Below are 25501 nucleotides of genomic sequence, written 5' to 3'. Positions count from 1 at the left end.
CTTTCAGCTCAAGCATTGCTGGACCATCTCGCCAACTTGTCGCTCGGCGAGAAGGTCCGGCCTCGGGTCTCTTAGCCCCGCCCGCGATAGGTTGGAACGCCTTGCTCGGGCACCCATACATTGGGCGGTAGGGTTCCATACTGCCAGAAAACATCAATTGGCATTCCGCCGCGTGGGTACCAGTACCCGCCGATCCGCAACCAGTGCGGTTCAATCAGCTCCGCGACCCGACGCCCAATCGCCACGGTGCAATCCTCGTGAAACGCTCCATGGTTGCGGAACGATGTGAGATAGAGCTTGAGCGACTTGGATTCGACCAGCCATTGATTGGGAACGAAGTCGATAACGATGTGGGCAAAGTCCGGCTGTCCCGTAACCGGGCAGAGGGACGTAAACTCGGGCGCGGTGAAGCGCGTCAAATACTGGGTATCCGCTTGGGGGTTTGGTACGCGATCGAGGCGCGCAGCCTCGGGCGTGGCAGGTATGGTGCTGGAAGTGCCGAGCTGAAGATCGTCTGGCAGGTTGATCACTTCGTGCCCTCTGATTGCTGGTTAACGGCGGCAAGGGTCTGAATTGCCTCGAGGCAGGCAAGAGTGGCCTCGCGGCCCTTGTTATGGGCATCGTCACGGCTGCGCACGATTGCCTGTTCGTCGGTATAAGTCGTCAGGATACCGAAGGTCAGCGGCACACCCGTCGCCAACGAGGCGGCCATCAAACCGGTACTGGCCGCCTGGCTGATATATTCGAAATGGGCGGTATCCCCCTTGATGACGCAACCCAGGCAGATCACGCCGTCATATTTGCCGGTCCTGGCGAGGGTCTGCGCAATCAGGGGAATTTCGAAGGCGCCGGGCGCGGAATAGATGTCACGATCCGACAGGTTGATGCCGCTATCGACAAGGCTGGCACGGGCGCCAGAGACTAGCCCATTCGTGACATCCTCATTGAAGCGGCTTACCACGATGGCGATCCGAAGTTCAGGAGAAGCATTGGTATCGGTCATATCCAGCTTTCAGTTTTGATGGGTGAGGGTGTGGCCCAACTTCTCGCGCTTGGTTTGCAGGTAGCGGAGGTTGAACGGATTGGGGGCGATGATCAGAGATTGCTGCTCGCGCACGTCAATGCCGTTTGCCCGAAGCGTCTCGGCCTTTTGCGGATTGTTGGTCAACAGGGTGATGGTGACGACACCGAGTGCCCGAAGGATCTGGGCGGCGATCGCGTAATCGCGGGCATCGGCCGCAAAACCGAGATCGGTATTGGCCTCGACGGTATCGCGGCCTTTGTCCTGCAGGGCGTAAGCGCGAATCTTGTTGGCAAGTCCAATGCCGCGGCCTTCCTGGCCTCGCAAATAGATCAGGACGCCGCCGGACTCGCCGATCATGCGCAACGACTCCTGCAGTTGCGCGCCGCAATCACAGCGCAGCGAGCCCAGAGCATCCCCCGTCAGGCATTCCGAGTGAACCCGCACCAGCGGCGTTCCCGTCATGGGCCCCTTGACCATTGCCAGGTGCTCGGTGCCGTCCAGCAGACTACGAAATGCATGAACCCGCATCGCGTCGCCGGAAAAAGCCGATGGCAAATCGGCCGAAGCCACTTGCTCGACCAGCACCTCGGTCTTGCAGCGATATGCAACGAGATCGCTGATGGACAGGATGGGCAAGTCGTGTTGAGCCGCGAAAAGCTCCAGATCGGGGCGCCTGGCCATCTCACCGTCATCGCGCATGACTTCACAGATAGCGGCTGCGGGCTGAAGTCCGGCGAGGCGCATTAAGTCGATAGCCCCTTCGGTATGACCGTTCCTGACAAGAACGCCGCCATCGGCCGCCCGAAGCGGAAAGACGTGCCCTGGCGACACCACGTCCGCAGCTTCAGCCCCGGGGTTCGTGGCGGCCATTATCGTCCGGGATCGATCATAAGCAGAAATGCCGGTGGTAATGCCATCTCGCGCCTCGATCGAAACCGTGAACGCAGTCGATCGACGAGCTCTGTTGGAAGTGGTCATGGCAGGCAATTGCAGCCGGTCCACCTGTTGCCCGGTCAAAGCCAGACAGATGAGACCGCGCCCATGGGTCGCCATGAAATTAACGGCCTCGGGCGTGGCAAATTCGGCAGCGACGACCAGGTCACCTTCGTTTTCGCGGTCCTCGTCATCGACGAGGATTACCATGCCGCCGAAACGCAGTCGGTCTAAGGCTTGGGATAGGGCTGGCATAGGCGCTCCACATATTTCGCAATCACGTCGACCTCGACATTGATCTCGTCGCCCGGGCGGGCGGCGTGCAGGTTGGTATGTTCCCAGGTGTGGGGAATGATGGTGATGCCGATGATGGTCGAACCATCGGTGGCAGGACTGACGCTGTTGATGGTCAGGCTGATGCCGTCGAGCGCAATCGAGCCCTTCTCCACGCAGTAGCGGGCCAGCGCGGCAGGCAGCGCCAATTCCAGCCGAAAGGTTCCTTCTTCAGGTGTCACTGTGACCAGCCGGGCCGTCCCGTCGACATGGCCCTGGACAAGGTGGCCCGATAGCCGGGTCTCGAGGCGCACGGAGCGTTCGAGATTGACCCGGTCGCCTTCTGCGACCCGACCCAGGCTGGAGCGGGATGTGGTTTCGGGACTGACGAAGAATGTGGCTGCACCCGCTTCGAGATGGGTGACCGTCAGGCAAACCCCGTTGATCGCGACACTCTCGCCAAGAGAAAGGTCATCCCAACCCGATTGCAGAACCAGGACGCGGGTTCGTCCCTCTTGGCTGACGCCGGTCACGGGCGCCAATCGTTCAATAATGCCGGAAAACATGTATACCTCTCAATGCGGTTCGGACTTGGCCCGGTAGCGGACGGTGATGTCGTCGTCCGCTGCGAGACGCTGGCGTATCGTTACGTGCTCGTCCCAGAGCGGACTTTCCAGTATGGACTGGGTGAGTTCGGCACCGGCTTCGACCAAAACCTCGAGGCATCCAGCCTGACCGAGATGGGTCAGAGCGTTGCCAAGGTCGGTTTCTATCCACACCAGGAAGCCGCGTGCCTGCGCCGCCTCGAGATAGGACGCCGGCACGCGATCACGCCGGTCGAGGATGACCAGATGGCGTTGTTTGCCGGGGAAATCTGGCAGCCTTCGGACGGTAAAATGGGGCGCGTCGGCCAGGATCGTTCCGGACCCGGTGATGATCGCGTCGGCCCGCTTGCGCAATCGATGCGCCAGATCAAGTGAGGCGTCAGCCGTGAAGGTTTTTTGCCCCGCGGGTGGGATCATGCTGCCGAGGCGATCAAGCGCCTGCTTGACCGTCACCCACGGTTTGCCCGTGGTAGCGTGCTTGGCGAAGGGCGCAATCAGGCGGGTCACCGCCTCGGCGAGCAGGGGGGCGGTCGGATCGTCCAGGTCAATCAGGGCATGTACTGACTGGCCTGCATGGGCAAGATAGTTGCCACCCCCACCGGCAACGAGCGGATTGGGATCTCTGGCCCCGATCCATACGTGGCGCGCCGGCGTTTCGAGGATCACGCCCGTACAGGCCGGCGTTCGTCCCGCATGATTGCAGGGCTCGAGGGTCACCACCACCGTGTGGATGCGATCGAGAGTATCATTGGCGCGGCAGAGTGAGATGGCGAGCGCTTCGGCGTGCGGTCCACCGGCCCGTTCATGGGCCGCCGCGGCCAGCGTTTTGCCTGACGCATCAAGCAATACGCAGCCGACCGGAGGATTGGGCGCGGTGGCGCCTTGCCATTGGCCTGCCAGCTCAACCGCATATCCGAAGGCGGCAGCGATCACGCTGCTCGATAATTGCCCGCCGTGGGAGCTCTCTGGGCTATCCATGCCTGTCCGTCGTCTTGCCAAACCAAGACGCAGCTCAGGGCCCAATGACCACGTGCACCCGTTCCCGGAATGCGGAAACAGGGTCACCCGATCATCTGTTCTCTTCCATCCGGACTATACCGTCGGCCCCGGAGTTTAACCGAGTCTGCTGACCTTGCCTCGTTTGAGGCAAGCGCTCGCGGGCTGATGCGCCGAAACGCAAACACCGCCGGTGGGGAATTGCACCCCGCCCTGAGAACGTCTGTCGACCCCAAGGGCCGACCGGGTGCATATAGGCCGCGGCTCGGCCCGACGCAAGCCTCGGGCCGCCGACCTAGTGCGAAGGTCTCACTCCTGTGGTGTTCCAGCCCGGGTCATTGCGGCTTCCGACCCCCAGTGATCCTCAAACACGAGGTCGGCAATCGGCGTGCGTGCCCTCCACCCCCTTTGTTCCAGTTCGGGCGTCGCAAAGAAGCTTTCGACCTTGCCGACGCACAAATAGGCAACTAGCCGGACCGGATCGGGGATTCCCAGAACCGCCTTGACCTCGGCCTCCTTCAGGATGCTGACCCAACCGACGCCCAGGCCCTCGGCTCTGGCCGCGAGCCAGAGGTTCTGGACGGCGCAAACCGTACTGAACAGATCCATGTCGGGCATGTGGGTGGCGCCCAGCACGACCGGACCACCGCGTGTGCGATCGCAGGTCACGCAGACATTGACCGGCGCGCTGGTGATGCCCTCGAGCTTGAGCGCCCGATAAGCGTCCTGACGATCCTTGGGGAACATTGACGCCGCCTCGACATTGGCTCGCGCAAAGATTCCGGCAACCTGCCGTTTCTTTTCGGCGTCGCGTACCACCAGGAAATTCCATGGCTGCATGAAGCCGACCGAGGGCGCGTGGTGCGCCGCGTCCAGAATTCGCAACAGTACATCATCGGCGACAGCATCGGGTCGGAACTGGCCGCGCACATCGCGCCGGCTATAGATGGCGCGATAAACGGCCTCGCGCTCGGCGTCGGAGAACGATTCACCCGTCGTAAGGCGTGGTTGAAATTCAGGCTGGTCAATTGCATCCGGCATGGCGTTGCCCCTGTTGAACAAATTACAGGAGCTGGGGTCCAACCAGCTTCAACGATCACCTGGCCGGTCTTCTGACTTGGGATCAATCCCGGCGGGCGCCTTCCCGGCCGCGGCCAGTGGCATATGCTCGCAAGGTCCCCCGCACAGCGCTGGGCGCGTCGCGGATTACAACCGCGTTCCCGATTCTCCCGCCGCAGCAGGCACCAGATCCAGGTCGTGTAGCCCTCGGGGGGCCATGTGGCAAGGCTGCCGGTGACGGCTTGACATTGGCAGGTCGATGGCGTTTTCTCGCCGCGTCCGAGGGGAGTCCAGGTCCGCATGGGTCTGGTCTGAGATGGCTGAGAAGCCGAACCCTTTGAACCTGATCCGGGTAATGCCGGCGAAGGGACGGGATCGTTATCCGCCACCAGAGCTGCGTCCCGGGTTTCCGTTTTCACGAGAAAACATGGAGACCCTTCGTGAATAAGCCATTCGACACCAAGGCGCCTAGCGCCACGGATCTGTCCACCACACCGCTTTCCGGCTCTCGCAAAGTCTATGCAAGCAGCGCACTCGCCGCCGATGTGCGGGTGCCGTTTCGCGAGATCGCCATCAACGATCCGACGGGCCCGGCGTTTCGGGTCTACGACACCTCCGGCCCCTATACCGATCCTGCCATTGCCATTGACCTCGAGCGCGGCCTGCCACGTCTGCGCGAAAGCTGGATCGCCGAGCGTGGCGACGCCGCACCCTATCAGGGTCGCGCTATCAAGCCTGAAGACGACGGCCATGTCTCGCCCGAACGGGCCGTCGCGCACTTCCCCCTGGTCAACCAGCCGCTGCGCGGCAAGGCGGGGCGGCCGATCACCCAACTCGACTATGCGCGCGCCGGCATTATCACCAAGGAGATGATCTTCGTTGCCGAGCGGGAGAACCTCGGTCGCCAGCAAATGCTGGAAGGCGCCGAGGCGCGCCTGGCCGATGGGAACAGTTTCGGCGCGGCCATTCCGCCCTTCATTACCCCCCAATTCGTGCGCGACGAGATCGCCCGCGGCCGGGCGATCATCCCGGCCAATATCAACCACCCCGAAATCGAGCCGATGGCGATTGGGCGCAATTTTCTGGTCAAGATCAATGCCAATATCGGCAATTCGGCCGTGTCTTCCTCGGTCGAGGAAGAGGTTGAAAAACTGGTCTGGGCGATCCGCTGGGGCGCCGATACGGTCATGGACCTGTCGACCGGCCGCAATATCCACGCCACCCGCGAATGGATCATCCGCAATTCGCCCGTCCCCATCGGCACGGTGCCGATCTACCAGGCGCTCGAAAAGGTCAATGGCGATCCCTCCAAGCTCGACTGGGACGTGTTCTCCGACACTCTGATCGAACAGTGCGAGCAGGGCGTGGATTATTTCACCATCCATGCCGGAGTGCGCCTCGCCTATGTCCCGCTGACCGCCAAGCGCGTCACCGGCATTGTCTCGCGCGGCGGCTCGATAATGGCCGGTTGGTGCCTTGCCCACCACAGGGAAAGCTTCCTTTACGAGCGCTTCGGCGACATCTGCGACATCATGGCCAAGTACGATGTGTCGTTCTCCCTGGGCGATGGACTGCGCCCGGGCTCGATTGCCGATGCCAATGACGCGGCTCAGTTTGCCGAGTTGGAAACGCTGGGCGAATTGACCAAAATCGCCTGGGACAAGGGCTGCCAGGTGATGATCGAAGGCCCCGGGCACGTCCCGATGCACAAGATCAAGGAGAACATGGACAAGCAGTTGCGCGAATGCGGAGAGGCCCCGTTCTATACGCTGGGGCCGCTGACCACCGACATCGCGCCGGGCTATGACCACATTACCTCCGCCATCGGTGCGGGCATGATCGGCTGGTTCGGCACGGCAATGCTCTGCTACGTCACCCCTAAGGAGCATCTTGGCCTGCCCAATCGCGACGACGTCAAGACCGGCGTCATCACCTACAAAATCGCGGCGCATGCCGCCGACCTGGCGAAGGGGCATCCAGCGGCGCAGTTGCGCGACGACGCGCTCTCCAAGGCCCGGTTCGAGTTCCGCTGGGAGGACCAGTTCAACCTCTCGCTCGATCCGGATACGGCGCGCAGCTTCCACGACGAGACCCTGCCCAAGGATGCGCACAAAACCGCCCATTTCTGTTCGATGTGCGGGCCAAAATTTTGCTCCATGAAAATCACGCAGGATATTCGCGACATGGCGGCCCGCCAGGAGGGCATGGCGGAGAAGTCGCGCGAGTTCATCGACCAGGGCGCCACGGTCTATGTCCCGCTCGAGCAGTAGCGCTGTGCTGCGGGTAACAGTGATCGGGGCCGGCGTGGCGGGTTTGACCACCGCCCTTGTGCTAGCCGAACGCGGCATTGCGGTGGAAGTAGTCGAACGCAATGCCGGGCTCGGTCCCGGCAGTTGCTCCTGGCATGCTGGCGGGATGCTTGCGCCCTGGTGCGAAATGGCCTCGACCGAAGCCATTGTCGGCCGGCTTGGCGTCCAGTCCATCGCCTGGTGGCGCGAGCGCTTCCCCGGCACGGTGTCGGAAGGCACGCTGGTGGTCGCCCCCGCACGCGACCTTGTCGAACTCGACCGCTTCGCCCGGCGCACCGAACGCTATAACTGGTTGGACGAGGCGGGCATCGCCGCACTCGAACCCGATCTGGCCGATCGCTTCCGCAAGGGGCTTTATTTCCCCGACGAGGCCCATCTCGATCCGCGCCTCGCCTTGGCGGCGCTGGCGGAGCGACTGGCATCTCTAGGCGTGGCGATCCGTTTTGAAACCGACATCCTGCCCGAGGCGGCTACTGCCGATCTGGTCTTTGATTGCCGCGGCCTCAGCGGCCGAACCGACATGCCGGCCTTGCGCGGCGTATGTGGGGAAATGGCGATGATCCGCTCACGGAGTTTCGCGCTGTCCCGGCCGGTGCGTTTGCTCCATCCACGCTTGCCGCTCTATGTGGTCCCGCGCGGCGAAGGCGTCTTCATGCTGGGCGCGACCATGCTCGAAAGCGAAGCGCGCGGGCCGGTCAGCGTGCGCTCAATGCTCGAACTACTGGGGGCGGCCTTTGCGCTCCATCCCGCGCTTGGCGAGGCCGAAATCCTCGAATTGGGCGCAGATCTGCGCCCCGCGCTTCCTGACAATCTCCCCCGGGTGGAGCGGGCCGGCCGCGTGATCCGCGTCAACGGCCTCTTCCGCCACGGTTTTCTGCTCGCTCCGGTTCTAGCCCAAATCGCCGCCGGCGCGGCCCTTGATCCCCATTTCAATACGGAGCTTGCTCATGCGAATTTTGCTTAACGGAACCGAGCACAGGCTGGAGGCGAACCGCCTTGACCAAGCGCTCGAAGCGCTGGGCTACAAGGGCGCCATCGTGGCCACCGCCGTCAACGGGCGGTTCGTGCCCACGGCGCAACGGGCGACCACGCCCCTTGCCGATGGCGACCATCTAGAAGTGCTCGCCCCTATGCAGGGAGGCTGAGGAATGGACTTTTATGGCGTCGAGCTTTCCTCCCGGCTGCTGCTGGGCACAGCCCGCTATCCCTCGCCCAAAATCCTCGAGGCGGCGATCCGCGCTTCTCGCGCCGAAATCGTCACCGTCTCGCTGCGGCGCGAAGGGGGCGAACAGCGCGCCGGTCAGGCGTTCTGGTCGTTCATTCGCGAGTTGGGCGTCCGCATCCTGCCCAATACTGCCGGCTGCCACTCGGTCAAGGAGGCGGTGAGCACCGCCCATATGGCACGCGAACTGTTCGGCACGACCTGGATCAAGCTCGAAGTGATCGGAGAGGCCGATACGCTGCAGCCCGACGTGTTCGGGCTGGTGGAGGCCGCTCGGATCCTGGCCGAGGACGGGTTCGACATTTTTCCCTACACCACCGAAGATCTGGTGGTGGCCGAACGGCTGCTCGAGGCCGGCTGCCGGGTACTGATGCCCTGGGGCGCCCCGATTGGATCGGCGCGCGGGCTCAACAACCTCTTTGGACTTCGCGCCATGCGGGCCCATTTCCCCGATGTACCCCTGGTGATCGATGCCGGCCTCGGCTTGCCCTCGCATGCGGCGGCGGCAATGGAATTGGGCTATGACGCGGTGCTGCTCAACACCGCCGTCGCTGAGGCGGGCGACCCGGTGCGCATGGCGGAAGCGTTCGCCCTGGCCGTCGAAGCGGGGCGCATGGCCCATGCCGCTTCGCCCATGGAGCCGCGCGACATGGCGGCGCCCTCGACCCCGGTTGTGGGCAAGGCGCAGCTGACATGACGCTCGATCGCTTCTATCCGATAGTGCCCGATGCAGACTGGGTCGAGCGGCTGCTGGCCTGGGGGGCAAGGCTGATCCAATTGCGGATCAAGGATTGTCCCGAGCCCGCGCTGCGGACCGAGATCGAGCAGGCCAGGGATGCCTGCGCGGCGGCGGGTGCGCAATTGGTGGTCAATGATCATTGGCAACTGGCGCTCGATGCGGGGTGCGATTTCGTTCATTTGGGCCAGGAGGATTTCGTCGGGGCCGATATAGCCGCGCTAAGGCGGGCCGGGATGCGCATCGGCATCAGCACCCATGACCATGCCGAACTCGACCGAGCCTTGGCCAAAGCCCCCGACTATGTGGCCCTGGGCCCCATCTATCCCACCCAGCTCAAGCAGATGCCCTGGGCGCCGCAGGGGTTGGCGCGGATCGCAGAATGGAAGCGCCTGGTGGGTGCACGCCCTCTGGTGGCCATTGGCGGGCTGACCGTGGCGCGAGCCGAACTCTGTCTTGTCGCCGGGGCCGATTGCGTCGCGGTGGTGGGCGACATCGTGCGCCATCCCGACCCTTCCCGCCAAGCCGACGCCTGGCTGGCAGCAACGAGGCTTTGAGATGACTGATCGCTATATCCGCCAGACGACGCTGACCGAGGTCGGGGCAACGGGACAGGCCAGACTGGCCGCCGCCACGGTGCTGGTGGTGGGTGCCGGGGGCCTGGGCTCGTCGGTCCTGCAGATACTGGCGGGCGCCGGCGTCGGCGCGATTGTCATCGTTGACCACGACCATGTCGACATCAGCAATCTGCATCGTCAGCCGCTCTACGACATGGGCGACATTGATGCCCCCAAAGCGGAAGCGGCGCGTGACGCCGTGCTCCGCGCCAATCCCGATATAGTCGCGACGGCCAAATGGGAGCGTCTGACGCCGGCCAATGCCACCGCGCTGATCGAGAAGGCAAGCATCGTCATCGACGCCGCCGACAATTTTGCGGTGACCTATATGCTGTCCGACCAATGCCTGGCCGCTGGCAAACCGTTGATCAGTGCTTCGGTAGTCGATTTGTCCGGCTATGTCGGGGTGTATTGCGGTGGTGCGCCCAGCTACCGCGCGGTTTTCCCCGATGTCCCGGAAGTCGCAGGCAGTTGCGCCAGTATTGGCGTGCTGGGATCGGCCGTGGCGGTGCTGGGTAGTCTGCAAGCGCACTTGGCGCTTCATGTGCTGCTCGACCTCAAGCCCAGCGTGCTCGGTCGCATGGTCAGCTTCGATGGCCATACAATGCAGTTTGGCGGTTTCAGTTTTGCGGATTGTCCGGAGCCTGAGCATACCGCTCCGTTCATCGGGCTGGCGGACCTGGCGCCGGAAGACATTGTCATCGACCTGCGCGGCGTGGCTGAAGCCCCGGTGCTACCGCGGCCCGGGGCGCTTCGTATGGCACCGGAGGAAGTCGGTTCGTTGGCGGCGGCTCATCCGGGCGGGCGCATCGTGCTTTGCTGCCGCAGCGGGCAGCGGGCGCTCCGGGCTGCGGGGCGATTGCAGGCCATGGGCAGGCACAATCTGGCGCTGGTCGCGCTGGAAGGAGATCCGTCCTGACTCCCGTCGCGTTGACCATTGCCGGGTCGGATTCTGGCGGTGGCGCCGGGATTCAGGCCGACCTCAAGACGTTTTCGGCCTTCGGCGTCTTTGGGACCAGCGCCATCACGGCAGTGACAGCGCAGAACAGCATGCGCGTGGGCGCCGTCCACTTGATACCCGCTGAAATGGTCGCGGCCCAGATCGAGGCGGTATTCGCCGATCTGCCCGTAGCGTCAGTCAAGATCGGCATGCTCGGAAATGCCAATATCATCGCAGCGGTTGCCAAAAGTCTGGCTCGGCATGGCGCTAGCGGGATTGTCCTTGATCCTGTGTTGGTCGCGACTAGCGGCGCGCGCTTGTTGCCAAAGGAGGCGCTGGACGCGTTGGTCACACTGCTGTTGCCGAGGGCGCACCTGCTCACGCCCAACCTGCCCGAGGCCGCCGCTTTGACCGGCTCCCCAATTGCCATGGACGAGGCTGCAATGATCACCCAGGCCAGGGCGTTGCTGGCGATGGGGACCCAGGCCGTGCTGATCAAAGGGGGACACGGCGCGGGGAGGCAGAGTACCGACTTGCTCGTCGATGCCGGTGGCGTCACACGTTTTGCCTCTGAGCGCCTGGACGTCGGCGAATTTCATGGCGGGGGGTGCATCTTTTCCGCCGCGATCGCGGCTGGCCTAGCCACGGGTTGGTCACTTGTCGACTCGATCACCCAAGCCAAGCACTTCATCGCCCGGACCATCGCAGCAGCGCCGAGCCACGCCCTAGGCTCCGGTGCCCGACTGCTGAACCCCGATCGCCGGACTGAGTAGGCCTTTTAGCCACGATGCCGCAGCCGCGGCCCGGCCCATTCACAAACCGCCCCATTTGGCGTAGTGGGAAGGCAGAGCAATCTCCGGTCGCAGCCTTACCCGGTCAAAACAAGGATTCACATCATGAAGACTCTCGTCATCTGCTCCGGCGGATTGGACTCGGTTTCGCTCGCGCACAAGGTAGCCTCCGAGCAGACCCTCACCGGCCTGGTTTCGTTCGACTACGGGCAGCGGCACAACAAGGAGCTCGGTTTTGCCGCGGCCTGCGCGCAACGGCTTGGCGTCCCCCACCAGATCATCGACATCCGCGACGTTGGCCGGCAACTCAGCGGCTCCGCGCTCACCGACGATGTCGCCGTTCCCGATGGCCACTATGCCGAAGTGTCGATGCGGATCACGGTGGTACCCAATCGGAACGCCATCATGCTGGCGATAGCCTTCGGAGTCGCGGCGGCGCGGCAGGCCGAGGCTGTCGGTGTTGCCGTCCATGGCGGCGATCACTTCATCTATCCCGATTGTCGGCCTGATTTCATAGACGCCTTTCAGGCGATGCAGAACCGCGCGCTCGACGGCTATGCCAACGTTCGCCTTTACGCGCCATTTGTGCATGTGTCCAAGGCGGACATCGTGACCGAGGGCGCCCGGCACGCAACGCCCTTCGATCAGACCTGGTCCTGCTACAAGGGGGGCGAAGTGCACTGCGGGCGATGCGGCACCTGTGTTGAACGCCGGGAAGCCTTCGACCTCGCCCGGCTGCAGGATCCAACACACTATGCCGATGCCGACTTCTGGCACGCCGCCGTGCAGGGGAGAAGCGCATGACGTTTCGCATCACCAAGGAATTTCATTTCTCGGCATCCCATCAGCTCGCGTCGCTCCCGTCCGACCACCAATGTGCGCGCCTGCATGGGCACAACTACATCGTGGAAGTGGAATTGTCGGCGGACCAGCTGAACGAGTACGGCTTTGTGCGCGACTATCAGGACTTGTCGTTGCTCAAGCAGTATATCGATGAGGCATTTGACCATCGCCACCTCAACGACGTTCTCGCGCATGACCGGGTAACGGCCGAGTGCCTGGCTAAACACTTCTTTGACTGGTGCAAGGCGCGCCTTCCGGAGGCCTCGGCGGTACGTGTCAGCGAAACGGCCAAGACATGGGCGGAGTACCGGCCATGAACCAGATGGAGCCGCCCAGTATCCGCGTCAGCGAGATCTTCGGACCGACTATCCAGGGCGAAGGCGTGTTGATCGGCCTGCCGACCGTGTTCGTGCGGACCGGCGGGTGCGACTATCGTTGCTCCTGGTGCGACAGCCTGCATGCCGTCGATAATCGCTTTCGCAGCGACTGGCAGGCAATGACCGTGGAGCAGATTTGGGATCAGGTCCGGGCCCTGTCCGGCGGTGAGCCCCTGACGGTGTCGCTGTCAGGCGGCAATCCGGCGATCCAGCCGCTGGGCGAACTGATCGAATTTGGTCACCGAGAGGGCTATCGCTTCGCCCTGGAGACGCAAGGTTCGGTGGCGCGGGATTGGTTCTCGACGCTGGATACTCTTGTCCTAAGTCCCAAGCCGCCATCGAGCCAGATGAGCACCGACTGGGCACGTTTCGAGGCGTGTCTGGCCGCCGCGCAAGGCAGGCCACTGACTGTGCTCAAGCTGGCGGTCTTCGACGATGAAGACTATGCCTATGCCAAAGATGCGGCGGCGCGTTATCCGCACCTGCCGATCTATCTTCAGCCGGGCAACCACACGCCGCCATCGCCCGATACTGACGATGTCATCATCGACATAACGGGGGTGATGCGACGCATGGACTGGCTGGTCAACAAAGTGACTCACGACCGATGGTTCGAGGCACGGGTTTTGCCGCAGCTTCATGTGCTGCTCTGGGGCAATACCCGCGGCGTCTAGCCCCGTGTCGCAACACCGGTGGTGGTGAACGTCGTCTAGCGATACGAAGAGCCATCCATAGGTGACCTACCGCCGCGACTGCGCTATCGGTCCGGCATAGACCACTGCGTGGAGATCGGAATAGCCAGCCTGCCAGGAGCATCCATGTCCTTTCGTCCCGAAACCAGGCGCCTGACCATACGCGACATTCACGCGCTCAGAGAACGTGGCGAGAATATCGCTATGCTCACCGCCTATGACCATGTCACCGCGGGCCTGCTGGATCAGTCGGGGATCGACATATTGCTGGTCGGCGACAGCTTGGGCAATGTCGTTCTGGGACACGAAACCACGCTGCCGGTGACGCTGGCAGACATGATCCGGCATGCCGGAGCGGTGCAACGCGGCAGCAGCCGCGCCTTGGTCGTATGCGACCTGCCGTTCGGTACCGCGACCGATCCGGAAACGGCGTTGCACAGCGCGATTGCGGTGCTGCAGGAGACCGGCTGCCAGGCCGTCAAGATCGAAGGCGGCGCTTGGGCGGCGCCGATTACCGCGCGGCTGGTGCAGCAGGGCATTGCGGTGATGGCCCATATCGGGTTGACGCCACAGGCGGTGCATCAGCTCGGCGGCTATTACCGCCACGGCAAGAGCGATGCCGAGGCACGCCAGCTCATCGAGGCGGCGCAGGCTCACCAAGAGGCAGGCGCCTTCGCCATCGTACTGGAATTCATCGTGCCGGAACTGGCCGCAGAAATCAGTAGGTTGCTGGATATCCCCACGATCGGCATCGGTTCGGGACCCGACTGCACTGGGCAGGTGTTGGTGATCAACGACCTGATCGGCCTCGGAATCTGTCCGCCGCCAAGCTTTGCCAAACCCAAGGCCGATGTCGCCAGCATTGTCCGCGAGGCCGTTGCCGCCTATATCGCTGAAGTCAAAGGTCCGGCGGAGGAGCCACCCCTTGTCTGAACACTGGCTGCTGCTCGATATCGGCAATACCCATACCGTGGCCGGCGTGTTTCAGGCGGATGGGGCACACGTCGCTGAGAGGCGCTTCCGCACCGATCCCCATTGCACTGCGGATGAATATCGGGTGCTGCTGCGGCAATTGTTCCAGGATCCCCTTAGCAGCAATGTTTGGGCATTGGCCGACCGCGTCATTCTTTCTACCGTCGTGCCGGCATTGGAACGGGTGGTAGCCCAGGCGTGCGGCGACCTGCCCTGCCTCTCCATCAGCGCCGCATTAGCGCGCGATTTCGAACTCGATCTTCCCCATCCTGAACAATTGGGCGCCGACCGTCTCTGCAATGTGGCGGGTGCCCTGCAGCTTGCGCCGGCGCCCCTGCTGCTTGTCGATGCCGGCACGGCGACAACCTTTTGCCTGATCGATCCCGGGCGCGGCTATATCGGAGGCGCTATCGTTCCGGGCCTTGAAACCAGTTGGCGGGCCTTGCAGGGACGCGCGGCCAAGCTCTTTTCAGTCCAGTTGGTGCGGCCCGACAACGCCGTGGGCAATACGACCGAGACCCAGCTTCAGAGCGGCGTCCTGCTTGGCTACGAGGCGTTGATCGAAGGCTTGAGCGACCGGCTGTTGCGCGACGCGGGCTTTGCCGTCGCTACCCTCATCGCCACCGGCGGCTGCTCCCGGCTAATCCGTTTGTCCGAGCGTTTCCGCCTCGAGCCCGATCTCACCCTTCTGGGCCTTTTCCGCTACGGGCAGCTCAATGACAAGTAACGTCCTCATTGCCGTAACCGGCAGCATCTCAGCCTACAAGATCGCCGATGTGGTCTCGGCGCTGACCAAGCAGGGCCATCAGGTGCAGTGCATCCTGACGGCCAGCGCACAGCAGTTCATCACCCCCTTGGTGCTGGAAACGCTGAGCGGTCGGCCGGTCAAATCCGACCTGTTCGGCGCCGACGTTTCGGGCACCGAACATATCGATCTGGCGCGCTGGGCCGATGTGTTCGTGGTTGCCCCAGCAACCGCCAATGTCCTCGCCAAACTGGCCCTTGGCTTGGCCGACGATCTATTGGGCACGGTTGCGCTGGCAACGAGGGCACCCATGCTGATAGCGCCGGCTATGAACACCGTCATGTGGGAGCATCCCGCCACGCAGGGGAACCTGCGGACCCTTCTGCAGCGCGGCGCGACCGTGATCGAGCCGGCGGCCGGAACGCTGGCTTGCGGTGAGGTCGGCATCGGCAAGCTGGCCACCGCGCCGGACATTGTCTCGGCAATCGAAGCGGCTCTAGTTCCGCCGGCGAGCGATCTTGCCGATCTCACCGTGCTCATCACCGCAGGTCCCACCACCAGCCCCATCGATGCGGTGCGCTATGTCACCAACCATTCCACGGGCCGCATGGGCGCCGCCATGGCGGAGGAAGCGCTGCGTCGCGGTGCCCATGTGCGTTATGTACTGGGCGTGGACAAGGGCGTGGTCCGCCCGGTGCCGTCTCGGGACAGCGCCGACCGCCTGACACTGATGGAAGTGCACACGGCCGAGGAAATGGCAGAAGCCGCATTGCGCTTTCTGCCGTCAGTGGATGGCGTGATCGCTACGGCGGCCGTCCTCGACTACCGCGTGGCAACTCCCTCTGCTGGCAAGCTCAAGCGCGCTTCTGCAGCCACGAGCCTGGACATGGTGCCCTCGATCGATGTGCTGGGGGCATTGAAGGCGGCGGCGACCGGCCAGTGGTTTCTCGGTTTCGCGGCAGAGACCGACAATGTCGAAGCCAATGGTCGCAACAAGCTCGACAGCAAGAAGCTCGATTTTCTGTTCGCCAATCCCGTCGCCTGCACCGGCGAAAGCACTACCACTGGCTTCGCGGTGACGACCAATGGCGGCATCCTCTTTCGCGCTAAAGGCGAGCCGCTACCGCTACCCGTGATGAGCAAGACGGAGCTCGCCCGCCGCCTCTGGGACAGTATCCTATGACCACGATCCTGCGGACCATCGCCGAAGTGCGCGCCTGGCGGGGCCAGTTGCCTGCCGCCCATCGGGTGGCATTCGTGCCGACCATGGGAGCGCTGCATGTCGGCCATATGAGCCTTGTGCATCTAGCCCGCGACCGGGCGGACGTGACCATTGCCAGCATTTTCGTCAATCCGCTCCAGTTCGGGCCTACCGAGGATCTAGGCAAATATCCGCGCCCCATCGAAAACGACCTCGCTTTGCTCGATGCGGCGGCTGTGGGCGCGGTCTTCCTGCCGTCGGTGCACGAACTCTGTCCCGATGGAGCCTCCACATTCGTGGTCGAGGAAAGCGTATCGCGCCATCTTTGCGGCGCCGTGCGTCCCGGCCACTTCCGCGGCGTCGCCACGATCGTACTGAAGCTGTTCAACATCGTATCGCCCCATCTTGCCGTGTTCGGCCAGAAGGACGCCCAGCAGTGTGCCGTGATCGAACGCATGGTGCGCGATCTCAACCTGCGCATCGAAATCGTTCGTGGCCCCATCGTACGCGAGTCGGATGGGCTGGCACTGAGTTCGCGCAATGTCTATCTCGATGCTGCCGCCCGCGCGGCGGCATCGACCATTTTTGCCAGCCTGGAGGCGGCGCGCCAAGCCTTCGCGGGCGGCGAACGCAATGCTGTTGCGCTGGCAGCTATCGGTCGGTCAGTCCTCGCCGCCAAGCCCCTGATCGAACTACAATATTGGGAAGTCCGGCACCCTGAGAGTCTTGAGGAGATCGAGACCGTGGGGCCTAGCGGCGCCCTGTTAGCCGTAGCCGCCTACCTCGGCTCGACCCGTCTTATCGATAATCTGACGATCAATCCTGCTGGACTGCCATAAGCGATATTATGCGAATCCGCTGACGACCGCTTCGCGGCTCTGGTCCTGGCAACGTCGAGTACGGGGTGGATTGTGGTTTGTCTGCTGTTCGACAAATTCACTGAGACGCAGACACTTCAATCGGTTGTCTTCCACGATCTCTGCGGTTCTTGACGCCAGTCGATATCTGCGCCAACTCTAGCGCAAGGGGTTTGCGATTACCCCGTGAGGCGCCAGCCGAAGTATCGCGTCCATTGTCAATCCAGGACGCACGCCATGGCACCCTTTGCCTCAATTTCGATCGACAAGCTGGCCCGGCTCGTCGGCACGCCCCAGTCTCCGGTCATCATCGATGTTCGCGACGACGAGATGCGCGCTGCTGAACCGCATGTTCTCCCAGGGTCGCTGGGCCGGCCCTGGCAAGAGGCCGGGCAGTGGCTGCCCGAAATCAAAGGATCTGCCTTCGTCGTCACCTGCGCTGCGGGCGGAGCCAAAAGCGAAGGGGTTGCCGCCCTGTTGCGGGCAGCGGGACACCAAGCCGAAATCCTCGAGGGTGGTATCACTGCCTGGCGTGAGGCGCCGCTGCCTACCATTCCCCTCGCGAAGCTGCCACCCGCCTCGCCCAGTCTGTGGGTCACCCGCGTGCGGCCCAAGATCGACCGCATCGCCTGTCCGTGGCTGATCCGGCGCTTTGTCGATCCCCTCGCACGATTCCTCTTCGTTTCGGCGTCCGAAGTCTCGGCAGTGGCTGAACGGTTCGATGCCATTGCTTTCGATATCGAAGGCGTCCACTGGTCGCATCGCGGCGAGCTCTGCACCTTCGACGTGATGATCGGTGAGTTCGGGCTGACCTTTCCGGCACTGCAGAAACTGGCGACCATCGTGCGCGGCGCCGATACCGCCCGCCTTGACCTGGCACCCGAAGTTGCCGGCCTGCTCGCCGTCTCCCTGGGACTTTCCCGCATGTATGCCGACGACCTTGAACAGCTCGACGCTGGCATGCTGGTCTATGATGCGCTTTATCGCTGGTGCCGGGATGCCGGCGACGAGACCCATAACTGGCCGGGCACGGGAGCGCGGAAATGACCGTCGAAACCGCTGGCGGCACCACGCCCTTGACCGCGCCCGACCACCCGAGTTTTGCCGAGGTGACCGCCGTGTTCGCCCGCATCGGGCTCTTGAGCTTTGGCGGACCCGCCGGCCAGATCGCGCTGATGCACAAGGTGCTGGTCGAGGAAAAGCGCTGGATTTCGGAAACCCGGTTCCTTCACGCCCTCAACTACTGCACCCTGTTGCCCGGCCCTGAGGCGCAGCAATTGGCGACCTATATCGGCTGGCTGCTGCACGGCACCAAGGGTGGCGTCGTCGCCGGCACGCTGTTCATCATCCCCGGCTTCTTCGTCATCTTAGCGCTCTCGGCGTCCTATGCGCTGTTCCAGCAGGCCGACATCCTCACCAGCCTGTTCTACGGTATCAAGGCCGCCGTGCTGGCCATTGTTATCGAGGCGGTGCTTCGCGTCAGCCGCAGGGCCTTGCGTAACGGGGTGATGGTCGCCCTGGCGGCAGTTGCGTTCATCGCGCTATTTTTCTTCGCTGTGCCGTTCCCGCTGGTCTTGTTGGCAGCCGGCATCGTCGGCTATGTCGGCGCCCGGCAAAGGCCAGACCTGTTCGCCGCCGGCAGTCATGGCGGCAAGGCGAAGTCCGATATCGGACCGGCGGTCATCGATCAAAACGTGCCTGGTGTGGACCCGAGCTGGCGCCGTGCAGTGGGCGTGGTGGCGGTCTGGGGCAGTCTGTGGGTGCTGCCTTGGATCGGGGTGGGCCTCGTCTTCGGCTGGGGCTCCAGCTTCGCCAGCATCTACGTATTCTTCTCGCAGATGGCAGTGGTGACGTTCGGCGGCGCCTACGCCGTACTTGCCTATGTAGCGCAGGAGGCGGTCGTCACCTTTGGCTGGCTGCAGCCGGGGGAGATGATCGATGGGCTGGCCCTCGCCGAAACTACGCCGGGCCCGCTGGTGCTTGTGCTGACCTTTGTCGGTTTCCTTGCCGCCTATCGCGACAGCCTTTGGCTTGATCCTTTATTGGCCGGCGTGCTGGGCGCTGCACTCACCACCTGGGCGACCTTCGTGCCGTGCTTCCTCTGGATATTCCTGGGAGCGCCCCATATCGAACGGCTGCGGAACAACAAGGCCGTGTCGGGCGCGCTGGCGGCCATCACCGCCGCTGTTGTCGGGGTCATCCTCAACCTCGCCATATGGTTCGGCATGCATGTGGTGTTCAACGAAGTGGAACGGGTCACCTGGGGCCAGCTCAACATGGCGTTGCCAGTACTGCCCACAATCGACTGGATTGCGCTGGCGCTGTGCGTACTCGCCGGCATCCTGGTGTTCCGCACTAGGCTGGATATGCTGTGGACGCTGGCCCTGTTCGGTATCCTCGGGCTGGCGGTTGGCCTGCTGCCATAGAAAGGCCGTCGTCACCTCCCACTGGCCGTGCGATGAGGTGCCCCACCCGGCCTTCAGCAAGCTTTAACCAGACCGGGGCAGACTGAACGCCATGCATCAACGTCGGTTCACATGGCTTACGGCTGTCATCACTGTGGTTTTTGCGTCGCTGCTCGCCACCCCGGTGCTTGCAGCCAACGCGCATTCGCACGCCATCGGCGCCGTCATGGAAGCGGTCGATGCGCATGGCCATGTCCATGACGACGTTGGCGGCGATGCCCATGATGCCATCGACCATGCCCATGATGTGCCACACCTTCAACTGGCGCTGATCCTCGCCATCGACAGCTGGCTGCCTGACTGGCCCGCCAGCGTCGAGGTGCGGATCGAAAGCTGGGCCCGATCCAGCCCAGAACGACCGCCCAGATCCACAGCGTGACCTGACCTGGGGCCAGTCCCCTCTCGTTCACATGCACGGATTTCTATCATGATCCCCGACCTCTCGCGGGCGAGCTGGCTATTGAGGCCACTTGCAACCGCTTTTTTGGCGCTGACGGCCCTTTTGGCCTTTGGCGTCGCCGCCTATGCCCATGGCGTCGATACTTCGGACGCTGGCTACATCGCCGAAATCACCGGCATCAACCTGCTGCCCTATGTCTATCTGGGTGCCAAGCATATGATCACCGGTTACGACCACATCCTGTTCCTGCTGGGCGTCATCTTCTTCCTCTACAAGATGGAGCACATCGGCATCTATGTGTCGCTGTTCGCCATCGGGCACTCTACCACCATGGTGCTGGGCGTCTATTTCAACTGGGCGATCAGCTCCTATTTCATCGACGCCATCATCGGGCTCTCGGTGGTCTATAAGGCGCTCGACAATATCGGCGCCTTCCAGCGTTGGCTCGGCTTCCAACCCAATACCAAGGCGGCGACCCTGATCTTCGGCCTGTTCCATGGCCTAGGGCTGGCCACCAAGGTGCTCGAATACAACATGTCCGAGGATGGCCTTCTGCCCAACCTCATTGCCTTCAATGTTGGGGTCGAAATCGGGCAGCTGCTGGCGCTCGCCACCATTCTAATCGTCATGGGCTTCTGGCGCCGCACGCGCTCGTTCTGGAAGTTCGCCTATTCTGCAAACGTCGCCATGCTGTGTGCCGGTTTCGTGCTGTTCGGATATCAGCTCGTCGGCCTCGTGGTCGTGCCCTAAGGATCGACAGACATGTACAACACCGACTTTCCCGCTAATGCCGACCTGCCCAGCGCTGGGCGCCTGGTTCGCTCGACGGTCATCGCCGGCGCCAGTGCGCTGGCCATTCTCGTCACCGTGGTCCTGCCGTCAGAATACGGCATCGATCCGACCGGTTTCGGTCGGCTGACGGGCCTTACGACCATGGGTCAGATCAAGATGCAGCTCGCCGAAGAGGCGGCAGCCGATGAAGCCCTAAGCGCAGCCGTCGCTGCCGGAACGGCCATACCGAGCCCGGCTCCTTTGGCAGCCTCGCCTGACACCCAGCAACTGGCGGCTCGCGTCGATGCTCTGGAAAGCTTGGTCCTGGAGCTGCAGCCGGCCCAACTGCCCCCCGTGGTAGCAGCAAGCGAAACGGCGCCAGTACCCACAGCCCCGGTTCCAGTGGCACCGGTGCCGATGCAGCAGGCCGCAGCACCGGCAACCCTCCCAACTCCGGCGCCAGTTGCCGCACCGCAGTGGCGCGACGAAGTGACCTTCACGCTGACGCCCATGGAGGGAACGGAATACAAGCTGGTCATGCAGGCCGGCGCCGTCGCCACCTATGAGTTCGTGGTCGATGGTGGCGTAATCAACTTCGACGCGCATGGCGAAGGCGAGGGACAGTCGCTGACCTATGAGGAAGGTCGCGGGGTGGCGAGCGACGCCGGAGAAATGGTCCCGCCCGTCTCCGGCACCCATGGCTGGTTCTTCCGCAATCGCGGCACCGAGGACGTGGTGGTGACCCTCCGCACCGGGGGCGACTACCAGGAGCTACGGAAGCTCATCTGATCTGCTCCCACCGCTGCAACAAACACACTCCCGGTCTGCAACGGGCCGGGAGTATCGAACGCACGGAACGACTTGCGCCGCATCCCCCCTGGGGGATATGAGAAAGCATGACCACCAGTGACGCGCACCCGCACCTCCACGCTACCCACCTCCAGATTGTCAAACGTCTCAAGCGTGCCGATGGGCACCTCAAATCGGTGATCGAGATGATTGAGACAGGGCGGCCCTGCCTCCACATCGCCCAGCAGTTGCACGCAGTGGAAAAGGCGATCGCCCAAGCCAAGAAGACGCTGATCCACGATCACCTCGACCATTGCCTCGCCGACGCCGTGGGGCCGCTCGCCGACGCGGACAGGGCAAGGATCGATGAATTCCGCGACATCGCGAAATACCTCTAAGGAGGCCCTGATGCTGGCCGTTCTCCGCAATCGCACCTATCGTCACCTCTTCCTGGCGCAGGTCATCGCCCTCATCGGGACCGGGCTGGCTACCGTCGCGCTCGGACTGCTCGCCTTCAACCTGGCCGGCGCCAATGCCGGTGCGGTGCTGGGCACAGCCCTGGCCATCAAGATGATCGCCTATGTGGGTGTGGCGCCGATTGCTTCGGCCTTTGCCGAGCGACTGCCGCGACGCGCCATGCTGGTCACGCTCGACCTGGTGCGGGCTGGCGTGGCGGTGATGCTGCCGTTCGTGACCGAAATCTGGCAGGTCTATATCCTGATCTTCCTGCTTCAGTCGGCATCAGCGGCGTTCACGCCAACCTTCCAGGCTACCATTCCCGACGTCCTGCCGAATGAGCGGGATTACACCCGCGCCCTTTCGCTGTCACGGCTGGCTTATGACCTCGAAAGCGTGGTGAGCCCGCTACTGGCCGCTGCGCTTCTGACGGTGATTTCCTTCAACAGCCTGTTCGCCGGAACTGTCATCGGCTTTGCCGCATCAGCCCTGCTGGTGGTCTCGGTCGTGCTGCCCAGCCCCAAGCCCGCTGCCCCCCGTGGCATCTATGACCGCACCACCCGCGGGCTGCGTATCTATCTCAAGACCCCTCGTCTTCGCGGCCTGCTGGCGCTGACTTTTGCCGTATCGGCAGCGGGCGCCATGGTCATCGTCAACACAGTCGTACTGGTGCAAGCCGGGTTTGGCCTGGACCAGCAGTGGACAGCTATCGCCCTTGCCGCCTTCGGCGCGGGATCGATGGGGGCGGCATTCGCATTGCCGGCGCTTCTCGACCGATTTCCGGACCGAGCGGTGATGCTGGTCGGTGCCGCCATACTCGTCGCGGCCATGCTGCTGGGCAGCCTGCTTGCCGGCTATGCGAGCCTGCTCATCCTGTGGGCTGTCGTCGGCATTGGCTACTCTGTGACGCAGACCCCCGCGGGTCGCCTGATCCGCAGGTCGTCCAATCCCGAGGATCGCCCGGCACTGTTCGCGGCTCAATTCGCCCTGTCGCATGCAACCTGGCTGGTGACCTATCCCCTCGCCGGCTGGCTCGGCGTTGCCGCTGGATTGCCGCTTACTTTCCTCGTCATGGCCGCCATTGCCGCATCGGGGCTTCTTGCTGCCCTGTATCTGTGGCCGGCCCATGATCCAGTCATCGTCGAGCACACCCATGCCGACCTGCCGGCAGGTCATGCTCACATCGCCCAGGCCCGGCCTGCCGGCACCGGTTATGTCCACGCCCATGATTTCATCATCGACAACGAACACGCCTCCTGGCCGGCGCGGTGACCAATATCTTTGGCTGGCTGGTTGCGCTGCAGGCGACAATCCACGGGGCCATTGCCGAGCATATCCAGGCTTTTGCAGGCTCGGGCGACTGGCTGACCCTACTTGCGGTATTGCCCATGGGCATGCTGTTTGGGGCAGCGCACGGGCTTACACCCGGCCACAACAAGATGGTGCTGGCCAGCTATGTGGCTGGCGACAGAGTGCCGGCCTTGCGGGCCAGCCTAATCGCGATTGTCCTAACCGCCGTTCACGTTGGCTCCGCCGTCGTTATCGCCATGGGTGCCAGCTTCCTGGTCTCGCGCACCATCACCAACGCAGGTCAGGCGCCGCTACTCGAAATGGCAAGTCGAATTCTGCTCGTCATGATTGGGCTGTGGTTGGTGCTGCGCTCCGTTCTTGGACGACCTCATGCCCATGGAGAGGGGCTGGGCTTCGCGGTTATCGCTGGTCTCATCCCCTGCCCATTGACGCTTTTCGTCATGGTGCTGGCAATGTCCCAGGGCGTCCCCGAAGCCGGCCTGGTGTTCGCCATCGCCATGCTGGCCGGCGTCGGGTTGGTCCTCACCACGGTCGCTCTGGTGGCCTCGTTCGGTGGCCAGGCGCTTGCTCGATCCCTCGGTCGCCATGGTACCAGTGCCGCCCATGCTGCCCGAGGCCTGGAGGTGATGGCCGGTGTGGCACTTATTGCGATGGCCGGCCACCAACTAATCCGCTGACGTTCGCTTCCGGGTTTGGCGGGCTCGGGGTTAAAGGTCTGAAAGGGGGTCGGAAGCTGCCGATCCACATTGTGCAAACACCAACGTTCCAGACCACATATTACGAGAATCCACCGATGATCGGGTTGCGCCGTAATCTGGCCGTTCGTGTGATCCGCGAATTCGGCATACGGCAAGTCCGCTTTCGGAGTGGCGCGTTACTAGACGCTCCTTGTTTGGACTGTTTGTATCGTATCGCACTTGATCTTGGGCCCCACCATGGACCAATGCTAGTCACATGGGGGCGCAATGCACATCAAGCACATAGAGTTGTCGAATTTCCGCAAACTTCTGGCCGTTCGGATCGACCTGGCTGACGAAACTACTCTCTTCGTTGGTGCGAACAACAGCGGAAAGACTTCCGCCATGCTGGCGATGCGGCGTTTTTTGACTGCTCGCGGCCGCAAGTTCGAGACACATGACATAACACTCTGCCACTGGAGCGGGATCAACGCACTTGGCAACGCCTGGGTCGCCGGTCGAGACGAAGACGCACCACCTGACCTTGCGGTCGCTTCATGGGCGCCTTTCATGCCGGCTCTCGATCTCTGGCTGACTGTGTCCCCCCGGGAGCTCCACCATGTGAGCAAGCTTGTGCCCACCCTTGATTGGGCAGGGGGTCTGCTTGGCATTCGGCTACGTCTCGAGCCGGTTGACGCTCAGTTGCTATACAAGGAATTCCTGGACGCGATCGCTGCGACAGAGACTATGAAGAAGGCCGTCGCAGGAGCAAAAAATCCTGCAGGCGGTGAAACCAAGCTGACGCTTTGGCCTGCTAACCTAATGGACTATCTGGCGCGACGCCTGGATCAGCATTTTCGGCTCCGGGCCTATCCACTAGATCCCGACCGACTGGTTGAACCGGCGAGTTCCAGGGCTCGACCACAGGCACTTCCCGACGACTCGTTCCCCTTGGACGGCGACCCGTTGTCAGGGTTGATACGCGTCGATGAGATCAACGCCCAACGCGGTTTTGGTGAAGCCAATGCCGCGGATCCCGACGATATCCGTACAACACGCTCGGCCGGCCATAGACTTTCCGATCAGCTGCGGGCTTATTATAATAAGCATCTTGACCCGACCGACAGTCCGGATGCCGAAGACCTGGGCGCGCTACAAGCTATCGAACAGGCGCAGGACGCCTTCGACGCGCGTCTGACTGAAAGTTTCAAGGCAGCCTTCACTGAAGTGCAGGGCATAGGCTATCCCGGTGTAACCGATCCCCGGCCATATGTGTCAACCAGACTGCGCGCAGTAGATGGGCTCGACCACCAAGCCGCCGTGTCCTTCCAGGTGGACATGGTCGGCGCCAAAGGGGAGGTGGTACCGGTCATACGCCTACCGGAAGACAACAACGTGTCCGTCGTCAGATCATTTGGCGCAGTTTGGGTCTTGGATTAG

General features: G+C 63.0%; 29 protein-coding genes and 3 riboswitches. Of the genes, 23 read left to right on the top strand and 6 right to left on the bottom strand.

Features of this window, described 5'->3' with window-relative positions:
* Positions 1-71 precede the first annotated feature (71 nt).
* The 6 genes from queF to bluB form a co-directional block, all read right to left on the bottom strand.
* Positions 72-530 (bottom strand): preQ(1) synthase, encoded by a 459-nt coding sequence (queF, locus tag JP75_RS18525; protein ID WP_035085873.1) that lies wholly within the window; start codon positions 528-530, stop codon positions 72-74.
* Positions 527-1003, bottom strand: a complete 477-nt coding sequence (gene ribH, locus JP75_RS18520; RefSeq protein WP_035085871.1) for a 6,7-dimethyl-8-ribityllumazine synthase — start codon at positions 1001-1003, stop codon at positions 527-529. The genes queF and ribH overlap by 4 nt, the downstream gene beginning before the upstream one ends.
* Positions 1004-1012: 9 nt before the next feature.
* Complete coding sequence (locus JP75_RS18515) at positions 1013-2212, bottom strand: bifunctional 3,4-dihydroxy-2-butanone-4-phosphate synthase/GTP cyclohydrolase II (RefSeq protein ID WP_035085869.1); 1200 nt, start codon at positions 2210-2212, stop codon at positions 1013-1015.
* Complete coding sequence (locus JP75_RS18510; RefSeq protein ID WP_035085867.1) at positions 2188-2796, bottom strand: riboflavin synthase; 609 nt, start codon at positions 2794-2796, stop codon at positions 2188-2190. The genes JP75_RS18515 and JP75_RS18510 overlap by 25 nt, the downstream gene beginning before the upstream one ends.
* A gap of 9 nt (positions 2797-2805) precedes the next feature.
* Positions 2806-3813 carry a bifunctional diaminohydroxyphosphoribosylaminopyrimidine deaminase/5-amino-6-(5-phosphoribosylamino)uracil reductase RibD gene (ribD, locus tag JP75_RS18505; RefSeq protein WP_051960915.1) on the bottom strand — a complete coding sequence of 336 codons (1008 nt, stop codon included), beginning with the start codon at positions 3811-3813 and terminating at the stop codon, positions 2806-2808.
* A 93-nt stretch (positions 3814-3906) separates the two neighbouring features.
* Positions 3907-4056: riboswitch (FMN riboswitch) on the bottom strand.
* 84 nt (positions 4057-4140) lie between these two features.
* On the bottom strand, positions 4141-4872 hold the full coding sequence (bluB, locus tag JP75_RS18500; RefSeq protein WP_035085864.1) for a 5,6-dimethylbenzimidazole synthase: 732 nt from the start codon (positions 4870-4872) through the stop codon (positions 4141-4143).
* Between the two features lie 44 nt (positions 4873-4916).
* Positions 4917-5095, bottom strand: a riboswitch (cobalamin riboswitch).
* 67 nt (positions 5096-5162) lie between these two features.
* Positions 5163-5277, top strand: a riboswitch (TPP riboswitch).
* 53 nt (positions 5278-5330) lie between these two features.
* Between bluB and thiC the strand changes: the two genes are divergently transcribed.
* The 23 genes from thiC (at position 5331) to JP75_RS18385 (ending at position 25501) form a co-directional block, all read left to right on the top strand.
* Positions 5331-7160 carry a phosphomethylpyrimidine synthase ThiC gene (gene thiC / locus JP75_RS18495; protein ID WP_035085863.1) on the top strand — a complete coding sequence of 610 codons (1830 nt, stop codon included), beginning with the start codon at positions 5331-5333 and terminating at the stop codon, positions 7158-7160.
* Positions 7141-8163 carry an FAD-dependent oxidoreductase gene (locus JP75_RS18490; RefSeq protein ID WP_425277295.1) on the top strand — a complete coding sequence of 341 codons (1023 nt, stop codon included), beginning with the start codon at positions 7141-7143 and terminating at the stop codon, positions 8161-8163. Before thiC ends, JP75_RS18490 begins: the two co-directional genes overlap by 20 nt.
* A complete protein-coding gene (gene thiS / locus JP75_RS18485) occupies positions 8147-8344 on the top strand; it encodes a sulfur carrier protein ThiS (protein ID WP_035085861.1) in 198 nt (65 codons plus the stop codon). Before JP75_RS18490 ends, thiS begins: the two co-directional genes overlap by 17 nt.
* Before the next feature lie 3 nt (positions 8345-8347).
* A complete protein-coding gene (locus JP75_RS18480; protein ID WP_035085860.1) occupies positions 8348-9118 on the top strand; it encodes a thiazole synthase in 771 nt (256 codons plus the stop codon).
* Positions 9115-9714, top strand: coding sequence for a thiamine phosphate synthase (locus JP75_RS18475; RefSeq protein WP_035085859.1), 600 nt, complete (start codon positions 9115-9117; stop codon positions 9712-9714). Before JP75_RS18480 ends, JP75_RS18475 begins: the two co-directional genes overlap by 4 nt.
* Before the next feature lies 1 nt (position 9715).
* Positions 9716-10693, top strand: a complete 978-nt coding sequence (locus tag JP75_RS18470) for a HesA/MoeB/ThiF family protein (protein WP_035085858.1) — start codon at positions 9716-9718, stop codon at positions 10691-10693.
* On the top strand, positions 10690-11487 hold the full coding sequence (thiD, locus tag JP75_RS18465; protein WP_035085969.1) for a bifunctional hydroxymethylpyrimidine kinase/phosphomethylpyrimidine kinase: 798 nt from the start codon (positions 10690-10692) through the stop codon (positions 11485-11487). Before JP75_RS18470 ends, thiD begins: the two co-directional genes overlap by 4 nt.
* Before the next feature lie 123 nt (positions 11488-11610).
* Positions 11611-12309 carry a 7-cyano-7-deazaguanine synthase QueC gene (gene queC / locus JP75_RS18460; RefSeq protein ID WP_035085857.1) on the top strand — a complete coding sequence of 233 codons (699 nt, stop codon included), beginning with the start codon at positions 11611-11613 and terminating at the stop codon, positions 12307-12309.
* Positions 12306-12665: a 6-carboxytetrahydropterin synthase QueD gene (gene queD / locus JP75_RS18455; RefSeq protein ID WP_035085853.1), complete on the top strand. Its 360-nt coding sequence runs from the start codon at positions 12306-12308 to the stop codon at positions 12663-12665. Before queC ends, queD begins: the two co-directional genes overlap by 4 nt.
* Before the next feature lie 5 nt (positions 12666-12670).
* Positions 12671-13399: a 7-carboxy-7-deazaguanine synthase QueE gene (queE, locus tag JP75_RS18450; RefSeq protein WP_169745534.1), complete on the top strand. Its 729-nt coding sequence runs from the start codon at positions 12671-12673 to the stop codon at positions 13397-13399.
* A gap of 144 nt (positions 13400-13543) precedes the next feature.
* Positions 13544-14350 (top strand): 3-methyl-2-oxobutanoate hydroxymethyltransferase, encoded by an 807-nt coding sequence (gene panB, locus JP75_RS18445; RefSeq protein ID WP_035085851.1) that lies wholly within the window; start codon positions 13544-13546, stop codon positions 14348-14350.
* Positions 14343-15116, top strand: coding sequence for a type III pantothenate kinase (locus JP75_RS18440; RefSeq protein ID WP_035085848.1), 774 nt, complete (start codon positions 14343-14345; stop codon positions 15114-15116). The genes panB and JP75_RS18440 overlap by 8 nt, the downstream gene beginning before the upstream one ends.
* The gene (coaBC, locus tag JP75_RS18435; RefSeq protein ID WP_035085846.1) at positions 15106-16317 is read left to right on the top strand and encodes a bifunctional phosphopantothenoylcysteine decarboxylase/phosphopantothenate--cysteine ligase CoaBC; all 1212 of its coding nucleotides are present in this window, start codon (positions 15106-15108) and stop codon (positions 16315-16317) included. Before JP75_RS18440 ends, coaBC begins: the two co-directional genes overlap by 11 nt.
* A complete protein-coding gene (gene panC / locus JP75_RS18430) occupies positions 16314-17174 on the top strand; it encodes a pantoate--beta-alanine ligase (protein ID WP_035085845.1) in 861 nt (286 codons plus the stop codon). The genes coaBC and panC overlap by 4 nt, the downstream gene beginning before the upstream one ends.
* Before the next feature lie 255 nt (positions 17175-17429).
* Positions 17430-18239 (top strand): chromate resistance protein ChrB domain-containing protein, encoded by an 810-nt coding sequence (locus tag JP75_RS18425; protein WP_035085844.1) that lies wholly within the window; start codon positions 17430-17432, stop codon positions 18237-18239.
* A complete protein-coding gene (gene chrA / locus JP75_RS18420; RefSeq protein WP_035085843.1) occupies positions 18236-19618 on the top strand; it encodes a chromate efflux transporter in 1383 nt (460 codons plus the stop codon). Before JP75_RS18425 ends, chrA begins: the two co-directional genes overlap by 4 nt.
* A 91-nt stretch (positions 19619-19709) precedes the next feature.
* A complete protein-coding gene (locus JP75_RS18415) occupies positions 19710-20036 on the top strand; it encodes a hypothetical protein (RefSeq protein ID WP_035085842.1) in 327 nt (108 codons plus the stop codon).
* A gap of 48 nt (positions 20037-20084) precedes the next feature.
* The gene (locus JP75_RS18410; protein WP_244446354.1) at positions 20085-20807 is read left to right on the top strand and encodes a HupE/UreJ family protein; all 723 of its coding nucleotides are present in this window, start codon (positions 20085-20087) and stop codon (positions 20805-20807) included.
* 12 nt (positions 20808-20819) lie between these two features.
* Positions 20820-21617 (top strand): hypothetical protein, encoded by a 798-nt coding sequence (locus JP75_RS18405; protein WP_035085841.1) that lies wholly within the window; start codon positions 20820-20822, stop codon positions 21615-21617.
* 107 nt (positions 21618-21724) lie between these two features.
* Positions 21725-22015, top strand: a complete 291-nt coding sequence (locus JP75_RS18400; RefSeq protein ID WP_035085839.1) for a metal-sensing transcriptional repressor — start codon at positions 21725-21727, stop codon at positions 22013-22015.
* A gap of 10 nt (positions 22016-22025) precedes the next feature.
* Entirely contained in the window at positions 22026-23345 is a 1320-nt protein-coding gene (locus tag JP75_RS18395; protein WP_035085837.1) for an MFS transporter, read from the top strand.
* Positions 23342-24061 (top strand): hypothetical protein, encoded by a 720-nt coding sequence (locus JP75_RS18390; RefSeq protein WP_051960914.1) that lies wholly within the window; start codon positions 23342-23344, stop codon positions 24059-24061. The genes JP75_RS18395 and JP75_RS18390 overlap by 4 nt, the downstream gene beginning before the upstream one ends.
* Before the next feature lie 288 nt (positions 24062-24349).
* Complete coding sequence (locus JP75_RS18385; RefSeq protein WP_051960913.1) at positions 24350-25501, top strand: AAA family ATPase; 1152 nt, start codon at positions 24350-24352, stop codon at positions 25499-25501.

The sequence above is a fragment of the Devosia riboflavina genome, from assembly GCF_000743575.1.
In the GTDB taxonomy this organism is placed as follows: domain Bacteria; phylum Pseudomonadota; class Alphaproteobacteria; order Rhizobiales; family Devosiaceae; genus Devosia; species Devosia riboflavina.
The sequence above is the reverse complement of the archived record's forward strand: the minus strand, read 5'-3'. Positions and strand labels throughout refer to the sequence as shown.